11 protein-coding genes and 1 pseudogene are annotated in these 12,333 nt (G+C 60.1%); 7 read left to right on the top strand and 5 right to left on the bottom strand.

Annotated elements, in window-relative coordinates; all coding sequences use genetic code 11:
- The 4 genes from ACYP2A_RS20375 to ACYP2A_RS20390 are packed head-to-tail and all read left to right on the top strand — an operon-like array spanning position 1 to position 3,927.
- Positions 1 to 1,578, top strand: coding sequence for an ABC transporter substrate-binding protein (locus ACYP2A_RS20375; RefSeq protein ID WP_459747651.1), 1,578 nt, complete (start codon positions 1 to 3; stop codon positions 1,576 to 1,578).
- Complete coding sequence (locus ACYP2A_RS20380) at positions 1,575 to 2,834, top strand: acyl-CoA thioesterase/bile acid-CoA:amino acid N-acyltransferase family protein (RefSeq protein ID WP_459747652.1); 1,260 nt, start codon at positions 1,575 to 1,577, stop codon at positions 2,832 to 2,834. The genes ACYP2A_RS20375 and ACYP2A_RS20380 overlap by 4 nt, the downstream gene beginning before the upstream one ends.
- A complete protein-coding gene (locus tag ACYP2A_RS20385; protein ID WP_459747654.1) occupies positions 2,831 to 3,343 on the top strand; it encodes a CMD domain-containing protein in 513 nt (170 codons plus the stop codon). The genes ACYP2A_RS20380 and ACYP2A_RS20385 overlap by 4 nt, the downstream gene beginning before the upstream one ends.
- On the top strand, positions 3,340 to 3,927 hold the full coding sequence (locus ACYP2A_RS20390; RefSeq protein WP_459747655.1) for a peroxidase-related enzyme: 588 nt from the start codon (positions 3,340 to 3,342) through the stop codon (positions 3,925 to 3,927). Before ACYP2A_RS20385 ends, ACYP2A_RS20390 begins: the two co-directional genes overlap by 4 nt.
- A 32-nt stretch (positions 3,928 to 3,959) precedes the next feature.
- On the opposite strand, the gene ACYP2A_RS20395 is transcribed toward ACYP2A_RS20390, so the two are convergent.
- From ACYP2A_RS20395 to ACYP2A_RS20410, 4 genes are all read right to left on the bottom strand, one after another.
- Positions 3,960 to 4,541: a DUF4123 domain-containing protein gene (locus ACYP2A_RS20395; RefSeq protein ID WP_459747656.1), complete on the bottom strand. Its 582-nt coding sequence runs from the start codon at positions 4,539 to 4,541 to the stop codon at positions 3,960 to 3,962.
- A complete protein-coding gene (locus tag ACYP2A_RS20400) occupies positions 4,538 to 5,368 on the bottom strand; it encodes a hypothetical protein (protein WP_459747658.1) in 831 nt (276 codons plus the stop codon). The genes ACYP2A_RS20395 and ACYP2A_RS20400 overlap by 4 nt, the downstream gene beginning before the upstream one ends.
- Positions 5,369 to 5,471: 103 nt before the next feature.
- Positions 5,472 to 6,287 (bottom strand): ABC transporter ATP-binding protein, encoded by an 816-nt coding sequence (locus ACYP2A_RS20405; protein WP_459747659.1) that lies wholly within the window; start codon positions 6,285 to 6,287, stop codon positions 5,472 to 5,474.
- Positions 6,284 to 7,879 carry an ABC transporter permease gene (locus ACYP2A_RS20410; RefSeq protein WP_459747660.1) on the bottom strand — a complete coding sequence of 532 codons (1,596 nt, stop codon included), beginning with the start codon at positions 7,877 to 7,879 and terminating at the stop codon, positions 6,284 to 6,286. The genes ACYP2A_RS20405 and ACYP2A_RS20410 overlap by 4 nt, the downstream gene beginning before the upstream one ends.
- Positions 7,880 to 8,181: 302 nt before the next feature.
- Here ACYP2A_RS20410 and ACYP2A_RS20415 point away from each other — a divergent pair, with 302 nt between their 5' ends.
- Positions 8,182 to 9,192, top strand: coding sequence for an ABC transporter substrate-binding protein (locus ACYP2A_RS20415; RefSeq protein WP_459747661.1), 1,011 nt, complete (start codon positions 8,182 to 8,184; stop codon positions 9,190 to 9,192).
- A 130-nt stretch (positions 9,193 to 9,322) separates the two neighbouring features.
- The gene (locus ACYP2A_RS20420) at positions 9,323 to 10,186 is read left to right on the top strand and encodes an Ig-like domain-containing protein (protein WP_459747662.1); all 864 of its coding nucleotides are present in this window, start codon (positions 9,323 to 9,325) and stop codon (positions 10,184 to 10,186) included.
- Between the two features lie 54 nt (positions 10,187 to 10,240).
- Here the strand turns inward: ACYP2A_RS20420 and ACYP2A_RS20425 are convergent, their stop codons facing one another.
- Complete coding sequence (locus ACYP2A_RS20425; RefSeq protein ID WP_459747663.1) at positions 10,241 to 10,924, bottom strand: hypothetical protein; 684 nt, start codon at positions 10,922 to 10,924, stop codon at positions 10,241 to 10,243.
- Positions 10,925 to 11,369: 445 nt separating this feature from the next.
- Here ACYP2A_RS20425 and ACYP2A_RS20430 point away from each other — a divergent pair.
- A pseudogene (locus ACYP2A_RS20430) lies at positions 11,370 to 12,212 on the top strand (Ig-like domain-containing protein); the annotation flags it as partial.
- Between the last annotated feature and the right edge of the window lie 121 nt (positions 12,213 to 12,333).

Below are 12,333 nucleotides of genomic sequence, written 5' to 3' on the forward strand. Positions count from 1 at the left end.
TTGAAACCATTGCTGACGAGTGCGCTGACCCTGGCCCTGCTGGCCGCTGGCACCGCTAACGCCGATGACGCCAACAAGACCCTGCGCATCGCTTATGCGGACCCGGTGTCGTCGCTGGACCCGCAACTGAACAACCATGCCGGCGACCGTTCGATTGCCCTGCATGTCTTCGAGTCTTTGCTGGAGCGCCGCGACGATGGCAATCATCCGGGCCTGGCGAAAAGCTGGGAGCGGGTCGACGACCTGACCTGGCGCTTTCACCTGCGCGACGACGTGAAGTGGCAGGACGGCCAGCCATTCAGCGCCGATGACGTGGTGTTCTCGCTGGAGCGTGCGCGCAATGTGCCGGGCAGCGTCGCCTCGTACGCCGCAGGCTTACGCACCGTGGCCTCGGTCAAGGCGCTGGACGCCCACACCGTCGAGATCAAGACCAACGTGCCCAACCCGTTGCTGGTTGCCAACGTCGACGCCACCTATCTGGTCAGCCGCCACGCCGGCGCCAACGCCAACAGCGAAGACTACGGCAGCGGCAAGGCGGCCATCGGCACCGGCCAGTACAAACTGCTGTCGTTCAGCCAGGGCGACCGCGCGCTGTTCGAACGCAACGAAAATTACTGGGGGCCAAAGCCTGCCTGGGCCAGGGTCGATTACCGCTACATTCCCAACCCGGCCGGGCGCACGGCGGCACTGCTGGCGGGCGATGTCGATGTGATCGACAAGGTCTCGCCCAGCGATGTGCAGAAGCTGCGCAAGACCCAAGGCGTCCACGTTTTCGCTTATCCGGGCCTGCGCGCGCTGATCATTCAGCCAAGCTTTCGTGAAGGCCCCAGCGAGTTCATTCGCGACAACAACGGCAAGCCGCTGGCGCAAAACCCGCTGCGTGACGTGAAGGTGCGCCAGGCGCTGTCGCTGGCCATCAACCGCAAGGCGATTGTCGAGCGCATCCTGCAAAACACCGTGACCGAGGCCAACCAGTGGATGCCGGCCGACACCATCGGCTACAACCCCGAGGTCAAGGACATCCCGTTCGACGCCAAGCGTGCCAAGGAACTGCTGAGCGATGCCGGTTACCCCGACGGCTTCCAGTTGAGCGTGCACGTGCCCGGCGACCGCTACCCGCTGGCGCCGGAGTCGATGCAGGCCGTGGCGCAGTTCTGGGCGCGCATCGGCGTCAAGGTCGACCTGCAAGTGGTGCCCTGGTCGGTGTACTCCAGCCGCGCCAACAAGAACGAATTCGCGGTCAGCGTGATCGCCTGGGGCAACGGCACCGGCGAAGCCAGCTACGGCCTGACCAACATCCTCGCCACGGCCGATGCCAGCAAAGGCCTGGGCATGTCCAACTGGGGCCGCTACAGCAACCCGCAAGTCGATCAGGACCTGGACAAGGCCACCGTGGAATTCGACGACGCCAGGCGCGCCGCGATCCTGCGTGACTCGGTCAAGCGCGTCAGCGACGACGTCGGCATCCTGCCGCTGTTTCACTACCAGAACATCTGGGCCGCGCGTGATGGCCTGAAAGTGGTGCCATGGGTCAGCGACCGCACCGCCGCGCTGATGGTGACCGAGGGAAAGCCATGACCCGACTCACGGTCAGCCCGGCCGACGGCCTGCTGGATGAGCCTCGGCACATCCGGCTCGACGGCCTGACGCCCGGCCAGCCGCTGACCCTGACCAGCCGCACCCTGCGCGGGCGCGAGCAGGCCTGGGTCAGTCAGGCGCAGTTCATCGCCGATGCCTTGGGCACCGTCGATTTGCAACGCGATGCGCCGGTGGCCGGTGATTATCAGGGTGTCAGCCCGTTGGGGTTGTTGTGGAGCCAGCATCCCGAGCAGAAGCCGGCTGCCGGGATCTTCCCGGCCGACCTGCTGCAACCGTTGCAGACCCGCATCGAGGTGCAGGGCCGCGACGTGTCGGCGACCTTTACCCAGCGTCTGGCCGGCGAGGGCGTGACCCGTCGTGAGGTGCGTGAAGACGGGCTGGTCGGCACGCTGTTTTTGCCGGCAGGCACAGGCCCGCACCCGGCGGTGATCGTGCTTAACGGCTCCGGCGGTGGCATCAATGAACCGCGTGCGGCGCTGTATGCATCACGCGGGTATGCCGCGCTGGCGCTGGGGTATTTCAAGGCGCCGGGGCTGTCGGACTACATCTCCAACACGCCGCTGGAATACTTCGAGCGCGGCCTGGACTGGGTGCGCCGCGAGGTCAAGCCTGCGCATGATTTTGTCGCCCTCAGCGGCCAGTCGCGTGGCGGTGAGCTGGTGCTGCTGCTCGGCAGTCTGTTTCCCGACAAGGTCTCGGCGGTCATCGGCTATGTGCCCAGTGCGCTGGTGCATGGCGGCCAGGCGGCGGCAGACCCGGCGGTCGGTCGCGACGGCCCGGCGTGGTTGTATCAGGGCAAACCGCTGGTGCATGTGTGGAACAACAACCGCACCGCCAACTGGAGCGCCCGCGACGCCGGACAACGCAATGCGCTGTCGATGCTCACCGCGCTGGATGACCCCGAAGCGGTAGAGCGGGCGCGCATTCCCTTAGAAAAAATCAAGGGCCCGGTGATGCTGCTGTCGGCCGGCGACGATGCCGCGTGGCCGTCCAGCCTGTTCTCGCGCATGGTCGTCGAGCGCCTGAACGCCCATCGGCATGCCTGGCCGGTCAAGCACCTGGACTTCCCGCTGGCCGGGCACAGCATTCTGCTGCCATTTATACCGACCACCCCCAATCAGGACGGTACGCCTGCCGCCAATAGCGACGCCAACGAGCAATCCTGGCAAGGCGTGCGCCAATTCCTGCACGACGCCGTGGCCGCGCGCCAGGCCACTCTGGAGAAACACCCATGACTTCATCCACCGTCGACCTGATCGACCGCCTGGTACTGACCCCCGACAGCCACCTGCGCGACCTGCGTCAGGCGCGCAGCAAAGTCACCCTGGCCACCCAAGGCAGCCACGACGCGCTGTTCGCTGCCGACCTGAGCGGCGATTTGAGCGTCGTCACCCGCTTGCTGGTCGCGCTGTATGGCGCAAGCCTGAGCCGTCAACCACAACTGGTCGAGTATTACCGCGAGCGCCTGCTGGCCCTCGATGTGCCTGCCGAGCAACTGAGCGCCGTGCAGCAGGATGACCTCAACGGCATTACCGATGCTCCATTGCGCACCGTGCTGGCCTACACCCGCACGCTGATTCTTGCACCCAGAGAAGGCGACCGCGCCGCACTGGACGGCCTGCTTGCCGCCGGCTTGAGCCCGCTGGACGTGGTGACGCTGGGGCAACTCATCGCCTTCATTTCTTATCAGGTTCGCCTGGTCGCCGGCCTCGCCGCGCTGCAGGCCACTGGAGCCGCACAATGAGCCAGATCATCCGCGACAACGGCTTCACCAACGAAACCCTGGGCTGGAAATCCTGGCTGCCGATCGTCAACCCTGACCAGGCCACGCCCCAGCAACAGGAAGTCCTCAAGGAAAGCCACCCCAAGGCGCTGACCAGCGAGTACTACCTGACCCTGATCCACCAGCCCGAAGTGCTGCGTCAGCGATCCTTGGTGTTCAACGCCATCATGTATGCCCCCGGCGGCCTGCCGCGTGCCGAGCGCGAACTGGCCAGCACCGTGGTTTCACGGGTCAACCACTGCGTGTACTGCGCTTCGGTACACGCTCAACGTTTCGAGCAACTGGCCAAGCGTAATGAGGTGATTGCGCAGGTGTTTGCCGACCCGCAAACGGCCGGTGACAGCGAGCGTGAGCGGGCGATTATCCGCTTCACGATTGACCTGACGCTGGAGCCGGGTGCGACCGGGCCACAGCATATTTTGCCGCTGCGTGAAGCGGGGCTGAATGATGGGGAAATCCTCGACCTGATCCAGGCCGTGGCGATTTTTGCCTGGGCTAACCGATTGATGCTGAACCTGGGGGAGCCGGTGTTTGAGGCGGGTTGATACACCACTCCACACCTGTTGCAGGAGCGCTCCTAGCGTTCGCTGCCCGCCCGGTTGATGGGGCCGGATGTGACTTTCATCACCGGCCCTTCACGCTCGAACTGCTGCCATTGCCGGCCTTCGTCCAGCTCGCTGATAAATGCCTGGGCCGGCCCCAGCAAACGGAAGAACTCCTCATCCGTACAACTGGGCAAAAACACCGACAACACACGCGGGTCGTAGTAGCGAAACATCAGGGTCGTTTTATCTTCGGTGCGTACCCGCAAAAACTTCTTCAGGTGCAAACGCAGTTGCGCCATGGGCAACGAGCCTGATGTCTTGATGAAGATGCCCCATGCCTGGCCCCAGCCCTGAGCGAGCAGTTCCAGAGTGGCGGGCGATTGCGCCTTGAGCTGCACCAGCCAGGGTGCTGCCGCTGTCAGGCGCGGAGTCAGTTCGCCCGAATACAGGCAAGCGGCCGTGAAACCTGTGGCATGGATGCGTTTCACGATGTCGGGGTCGCGGGCACCGTCGAGCAGCCAGTAAACCTGATCGTCTTCAGGGGCTTGCTCCTCGGGCCATAGCAAGGTCGTCAGGGCTGCAAGTGTGGCTGGATTCATCGTCATCACGCTCATGGTCGGTCCGGCGGATTATCGTGCGCGGGGCTGGCAGCTTTTTGTCGTGCCGCTTCAGCCTTTTTCAGCTCGCAGATGGCGCAGAAGGGCGTGCCATCTTTGGCCGCCGTTTCCAGCGTTGCCGCTTGCGCATCCTGCGCGGCTTGTCTTTCGGTTGGCGCTGCATCAGGCGCAGGGCTGGCCGTTTTTTGTCGCGCCGCTTCAGCCTTTTTCAGCTCGCAGATGGCGCAGAACGGCGTACCGTCCCTGGCGGCGGTTTCCAGTGTTGCTGCTTGAGCGTCCTGGATTGCCTCGATGCGTTGTTGCTGCGCGGACTTCACCGGCGTCACGATCGGTGCCGGATCAACGGGCGGTTGTGGTTTTTCGGCTGGAGACGTTTCTTGCCGCACAGACTCCGGGCGGGGCCGGACAGGTGTGGCCTTGATCGGCGCAACCGACGGTTGCGGTGCGGCAGACCAGGCGGTCATGCCGGTGTCGCTACTCCACGCCTGAGTTTCCGCGCCTTGCGCCCTCGCGGTCGGTGGCACGTGCTTATGCACGTAGGCGCACAACTGGCCGCTTTGCAGCCTGTTCGCGATGTGCCTCAACACTTCCTGATCGGTCAGGCGGTGATTGTGCGCAAGCTGGCCGGACAACAAGGCGCGCGCACGCTGCAGTTCGCTGGCGCCCTGAAGGTGCTGGCGAACAAAGCGCTCCACCTGCCAGGTTTCGTGCAGGTCCATTTTGACCGCCAGAGCGTCAAAGCCCCGGTCGCCCGCTGAACCGCGCAAATAGAAGTCGGCGCTGTCGCCCAGCTCGATACGATCTGCCCCGTCAAAAAAACACAACCGCATCGCCTGCTTGCCCTTGGCCCGAAGGTACGGGCGCCAGTGTCACACGCGGCGCGGCAGGAAGCAGCAGGGCGGGGGAGATTTTCGTGGCCGGTGGGTTCTACAAAGCAATAAAAGCCGGGTGCAAACCCCGAATATGCTCGGTCACCGGCGGCACGTACTGCTCGTCGCTGGTCAGCTCATGCAGCAGTTCTTCGCGCAGTTGATGAAAGTCGAACTGGCTGCGCTGGCGCGGGTGCGGCAGGTCGATGTCGACCACCCGCTTGATGCGGCCGGGGCGCGGTTCCATGACCACCACGCGGTCGGCAAGAAAGATCGCTTCTTCGACGTCGTGGGTGACCAGCACGGTGGTGATCCTTGCCCGCTCGCGGATCGACAGCAGTTCGTTTTGCATCTGCTGGCGGGTCAACGCGTCAAGCGCCCCGAACGGCTCGTCGAGCAGCAGGATGCGCGGGCTGGCCACCAGACCACGGGCAATGGCTACGCGCTGCGCCATGCCGCCGGATAACTGGTGCGGGTAGGCACGGGTGAAGTCTTTCAGGCCCACCAGATCGATGAAGTCAGCGACGCGCTGTTGCTTCTGTGCGGCGCTCAACGGCTCGTTGACCAGGCCCAGGCCGATATTGTCGTGCACGGTCAGCCACGGGAACAGGCGGTGTTCCTGAAAGACGATGCCGCGCTCGCTGCCAATGCCTTCGACCGGCTTGCCGTCGACGCGAATCTCGCCGCGAAACGCGGTGTCCAGGCCGATCAGCAGGCGCAGCAGGGTGGACTTGCCGCAGCCGCTGGAGCCGACGATGGCGACGAATTCACCTTCGGCGATCTCCAGGTTGAATTCCTTGATCGCTTCGATCTGGCCGCCGTCGACCTCGAAGACCTTGCCGACGTGGGTGAAGCTGACGATAGGTTGAGTCATGCGTGTCTCCAGCGCGTGGCACGCGCTTCGATGCGTTGTCCGAGATAGTTGAGCAGGGCGCCGGTCATGCCGACCAGCAGCATGCCGCTCATGATCACGTCCATGCGCAGCAGTTGTTGGGCGCCGATCATCAGGCTGCCGATGCCGCCGTTGGACGGCATGAAGTATTCCGAACCGATGGTGCCCAGCCAGGCGTAAATCAGGCTCAGGCGCAGGCCGCCGAAGATGCCCGGTGCCGCGCCCGGCAGCACCAGCCGGCCAAGGCGTTGCAGCGGGCTCAGGCGCAATACGCGCGCGGCTTCGGCCAGTTGCGGCGACTGGTGCGCGACGCTGCGCTGGGTGGCGATGTACAGCGGGAAGAACGCCGCGAACGACACGAACACCCACTTGGCCGGCTCGCCCAGACCGAACCAGGCGGTCAGCAGCGGCACCCAGGCGAAGATCGCAATTTGCCGCAACGCGCCCAGGCTCGGGCCGAACAGCCGCTCGGCACGCCGCGACAGGCCCAGCAGCAGGCCGACACTGAAACCGGCCAGGCCACCGAGCAGCAGACCGCCCAAGGTGCGACTCAGGCTCATCAACATGGCGTCGGGCAGGCTGCCATCGACAAGCCCGGTCCAGGTGGTTTGCAGCACCAGCAGTGGCGACACCAGAATTTGCCGGTCGACCCATTGCAACTGGTACGCGGCCTGCCACAGCGCCAGCAGGGCAAACGGCAGATACCAGGCGCTCAGGCGCTGCCAGCCACGTTGCGCCGGACCTCGGTTCAGTTGCGCGGTAGGCGGGTGGGGCCAGTGCACCAGCTTGCGGTCGGTCCAGCCAATGGCCAGATCCATGCTCACCCCGATCACCCCAATCACCGCGATGCACACGAATACGATGTCGAGCATGAACAACTGCCGCGCCCAGACCATCAGGTAACCGATGCCTTCACTGGAGGCCAGCAGCTCGACCGCCAGCAGCGACGACCAGCCGGCCGACAGCGCCAGGCGCACGCCAGCCATGAACGAGGGCAGGGTGGCCGGTAGAATCAATCGGCGGATCAACAAGGGTTTGGGCAGGCGCAACACGGCGGCGGCCTCACGCAGACGCGGTTGCGCATCACGCACCCCGACCAGGGTGTGCAGGGTGACCGGCACCACCACGGCCTTGATCAAGACCACCAGCTTGAGCACCTCGCCAATGCCGAAAAACACCATGAACAGCGGAATCCAGGCCAGGGTCGGAATCTGCGCCAGGGCGCTGAAGGTCGGCAGCACCAGCCGCTCGGCGCGCGGGCTGTAACCCAGCCAGGCACCGAGCAATGCGCCGCTGCCGATCCCGGCCAACAGGCCCAGCGCCAGACGTTGCAGGCTGATGCCGAGGTTGACCCAGATCTCGCCGCTGCCCAGTTCCAGCGCGCTTTGCCACACCAGCGCAGGCTCGGGCAGAATTTGCTCGCTCATCCAGTGTTCGCGACTGGCCACCCACCAGAGGGCAAAAATCAGGATCGGCATATACCAGGCCTGCAAGCGTGTAGCCAATGCGGGCCAGCGCGGGTTTGGCGGACTTGAGGCTATGCTCGGCAAATTGAGGATCGAATCACGGGGCATTGGCGGTCTCCGTTGGCAGCCTCTGACGCTGCAAACCAAATCGTATTTGCTTATTCTTTATGGGTATATAAATGATGTATTTATTGATTTAAAAGGATAAGGCTGCCATTAAATCCTGATTGCGAATTGCAGCCAATGCATTCACAGAATATTTTCGATGCAGCTCATGCATACCCCAGCAACCATAAGGGCTGCAGCCTCTATATTCTTTAAAGTTTTTAAAAGATCAGTTTTTAGTATTTTAACTTGCAGACGGTTTATGCCTGACTGACGCCTTTGTCAGAGGCTTCAGGAGCCGTTTCATGAATCTTGCCTTGCCACGTTTTACCCGCCGTTTTGCTGCCCCCTTATTGGCAGGATTATTCGCCTGCATCGCGCCTTTGACTCAAGCCGCCGAGCTCAAGGAAATCCGCATCGCAGTGCCAGACCTCAGTGCCGGCACCCAGCACAGTGGCACCGGCACGGTGGATGTCTTGCGCAACCAGCAATTGCTGGAGCAGGCCTTTGCCGCAGACGGCATCAAGGTGCAGTGGAATTTCTTCAAGGGCGCCGGCCCCGCGATCAATGAAGCACTGGCCAACGGTCAGGTCGACTTTGCGTACCTGGGCGATCTGGCGGCAATCATCGGTAAGGCCAATGGCCTGGACACCCGCGTGCTCAGCGCCAACGGGCGCGGCATCAAGCAGTACCTGGCGGTGAACCCGGAGTCGGGGATCAAGACCCTGGAAGACCTCAAGGGCAAGCGCGTGGCGATCTTTCGTGGCACCGCTTACCAGTTGTCGTTCGCTGCTGCGCTGGCCAGCAAAGGTTTGAAGGAAAAGGACCTCAAGGTCATCAACCTGGACATCAACGCCGCCGTCGCCGCGCTGGGTGCCAAGCAGATCGACGCCACCTGGGGCTCCGCCTCGCTGACCGCCCTGCGCGCCCGTGGCCTGGCCGACATTCCGCTGACCACCCTGGACCTGGGCGGTGCGGGCAGTATTCAAAGCGTACTGGTGGGCTACGGGCCGTTTATCGATGCGCACCCGGAAGTGGTGGCCAAACTGCTCAAGGCCAACAGTCAGGCCCTGAACTGGTTGCAGCAAGAAAGCAATCGTGACGCGTATATCGAACTGGTCTCGGGACTGGCCAACTACCCACAGGCGACGTTGCAGGAAGACATGAAAGGGATCGACCTGAGCGTACGGTTCGATTCACGTCTGGACCCTGAGTTTTTGGCGAACTTGCAGAAGTCGGTGGACCTGGCGGCGGAACAGCGGCTGATTCGCAAACCGTTCAAGGTGAGTGAATGGGTGTCGGATAAAGTACTTTAATGTAGGACATTTCTGATTTTTGTTTATCGCTATTGATCATTGGGTTGTTGAGGGATTAGGTCGGGCATGTTCTGGAGTTCATGCCAGATGGCCCATGGGTCTACTCAGATAACCCAATGAGACTTTTACGATGAATAAAAATAAAAAGCGTCTGAGCATGTTGGTGGCGGGTGTACTCGCTGTTACTGCTCTACAGACATTCGCTCAGACAGAGCCACTGCCGGCTCAGGCGCCGGTCGAGACGGTTCTGGGGGATCGTGTTCACCAGATCAGCAATGCACTGGAGAGCGTGACGGCCGTTCATCACTACAGCTTTACGAGCGTACGTGGTCAGAATGTTCTGTTGGCCATCCCGGATGTCAGATCCTATGGCAAGCAGTGGCGGCTGGAATACCGCATCGATGGCGGTGAATGGAAAGCCAAGCGCTGGAACGGGCCGGAAAAAATGGAGCGATTGGCGCCAGGGGCGACGGTTGAAGTGCGGGTGATGGCTGCCGAGGGGGTGCAGTTCAAGAAGGCACAGTATGAAATTGCTTTCGGATCGTACCCGCACATGCGTTACGACTTTCATCACGCCGAGGGATTTATGCCTATTCCTTATGGTTTGACTGAGCCTGCTTTTCTGGCCACGCAGGCATTTACCGAGGCAATGCTGGAAGTGAGCTTCACTGACAGCACGCGGCATCCTCTGGAAGGTGGGGTGGTAGATTTTACGTTTAATCCCAATAACGATATTGTACCCAAGACCACCTCATACACCTCTGATAGTAGCGGGAAGGTGTTGGAACGCATAACATTCAGTGGCTGTGAGGGCGGTGATTATGCTACGCCGTTCATTCATGTTAATAATGGTAGAAATACGTGGGCTACCCGATACAGGGCAGGTCATTACAAGGCGCTAAACGTGTTGCCGGGAGCCCTTGCCGACAAGCCTCATGAGTATAATTTTGGACACATTTGTAAACGGTGGCTGATCAACTGGTCCAAAAACTGATGCTTTAACGGACGCCCTGCAGACGTGGTGTCAGCAGGGCGTCTTTGCTCGTGACTACACAGTTATATCCACCAAAGGCTCCTCACGCTTCTCACCATTTTCGATAATCTGGCGTACAAAAGCTTCGCGCATTTTTTCCGGTTTCAGCATAATGAGCTTTCCATAATCAAGTGTGTTCTGGATGTTCAATAGATCCAGCTTGTATTTACCACCGAATGCCTTGTCATCGTGATCAACCAGGGCCATTGCCATTTTGGCGTGCTCGACCACACTGTCTCTGAAGCCTTTGCGGTTATTGAAGAGTTTTGTTAAATGTTGCAGGTCATCGTCAGTGAGTAGCGGGTCTTGGTTGAGTATTTTTATTTGCTCGTCATCGCCCAGTGTGTAGCTGAAATTCTTGCTGGCAAGATCGGGTCTGAATACGCCGAGTTCGTTTCTTATTTTAGTATAAAAGCATTGCTGAACCTCGAGTTCTATCCTCATGAACGACTTCAAATTATCCAGGTACATTTCTTTGGTCAATGGGCGTTCTTCTTCAGGTTTTCCGGTCTCATGGTATAGGTAAGTTTTCCCCTTCCAAGGCTCTGCCTCCCGCGTATAGAACGCCTTTGCCCGGGCCTCTCTGGGATCTTCTTGAATTTTCTGGAGGCTGGGCAAAGCCTTTTCAGCGCCCAATGCAATAGGCTTCGACAGAAGCGGGGCAGTCACGATGTTTGATGTGATGCTGGTAATGTTCACAGTGAAATTCTCTGGCAGATGGGTTCGTTCTTGCTAACGGCCACACGCTGGAGAACTGTTCCTGAACATGTTGTAGGACTATTCCGAAGACACACTTTATTGCAAGCGGGTTCTCATATTTACCGCAGTAATCCACCGCCTCACGCCGCGACATGCACCTCATCCAGACTCACACTCGCGTCAATCATCGCCTGTGCTGCCGGAGAAAGTCGAAACCCTGCGCGGCTGAAAAAATCGGTGGGCCTGGCGGTGGAACAGCGACTGATTCGTAAAGCGTTCAAAGTGAGTGAATGGGTGTCGGATAAAGCACTTTAATGTAGGACGTTTCTGGTTTTTGTTTACCGCTATTGATCATTGGGTTGATGAGGGATTAGGTCGGGCATGTTCTGGAGTTCATGCCAGATGGCCCATGGGTCTACTCAAACAATCAAATGGGACGTTTACGATGAATAAAAATAAAAAGCGTCTGAGCATGTTGGTGGCGGGTGTACTCGCTGTGACTGCTCTACAGACATTCGCCCAGACAGATCCACTGCCGGCTCAGGCGCCGGTCGAGACGGTTCTGGGGGATCGTGTTCACCAGATCAGCAATGCACTGGAGAGCGTGACGGCCGTTCATCACTACAGCTTTACGAGCGTACGTGGTCAGAATGTTCTGTTGGCCATCCCGGATGCCAGATCCTATGGAAAGCAGTGGCGACTGGAATACCGGATCGATGGCGGTGAATGGAAAGCCAAGCGCTGGAACGGGCCGGAAAAAATGGAGCGATTGGCGCCAGGGGCGACGGTTGAAGTACGGGTGATGGCCGTCGAGGGTGTCCAGTTCGATAAAGCGAATTATGAAGTGGTGCTTGGTTCGTTCCCGCACATGAGCTATGACTTTCAACACGAAAAAGGGTTTCTGGCTATTCCTCATGGGCGTACTGAGCCGGCTTTTCTCGCTACACAGGCACTCACTGAGGCGATGCTGGAGGTCCGCTTTAACGATAGTAAGGGGCACCCGCTGGAGGGTGGGGTAGTGGCATTTACGTTTAACCCTAATAGCAGCGTTAAATCAAATACCACTTCTTACATCTCTGATAGTAGCGGGAAGATTTCGGAGCTCATAAAATTTAATGGTTGTGAAGGCGGCAGTTATGCTGATCCTTTCATTCATGTTAATAACGGCAGGAATACGTGGGCTACCCGATACAGAGCGGGGCGCTACAAGGCACTAAACGTATTGCCGGGAGCTCATGCCGACAAGCCTCACGATTATGATTTTGGGCATATTTGTAAACGATGGCTAGGTTTTGTACGAAAAGTCGGTGCGGGTAGAATTGCGGCCATGATTGGCTGGAGGCCCGCATGGCAAAGCGTTACGAACTCTCCGACGCATCGTGGGAATTGATCAAGGATCTGGTTTCTCC

This window comes from Pseudomonas sp. 3A(2025) (assembly GCF_054589175.1).

Coding starts and splice junctions, on each gene's coding strand:
- ACYP2A_RS20420 (WP_459747662.1), top strand. CDS start 9,323: ATGAATAAAAATAAAAAGCGTCTGAGCATGTTGGTGGCGGGTGTACTC.
- ACYP2A_RS20380 (WP_459747652.1), top strand. CDS start 1,575: ATGACCCGACTCACGGTCAGCCCGGCCGACGGCCTGCTGGATGAGCCT.
- ACYP2A_RS20390 (WP_459747655.1), top strand. CDS start 3,340: ATGAGCCAGATCATCCGCGACAACGGCTTCACCAACGAAACCCTGGGC.
- ACYP2A_RS20415 (WP_459747661.1), top strand. CDS start 8,182: ATGAATCTTGCCTTGCCACGTTTTACCCGCCGTTTTGCTGCCCCCTTA.
- ACYP2A_RS20405 (WP_459747659.1), bottom strand. CDS start 6,287: ATGACTCAACCTATCGTCAGCTTCACCCACGTCGGCAAGGTCTTCGAG.
- ACYP2A_RS20385 (WP_459747654.1), top strand. CDS start 2,831: ATGACTTCATCCACCGTCGACCTGATCGACCGCCTGGTACTGACCCCC.
- ACYP2A_RS20395 (WP_459747656.1), bottom strand. CDS start 4,541: ATGAGCGTGATGACGATGAATCCAGCCACACTTGCAGCCCTGACGACC.
- ACYP2A_RS20410 (WP_459747660.1), bottom strand. CDS start 7,879: ATGCCCCGTGATTCGATCCTCAATTTGCCGAGCATAGCCTCAAGTCCG.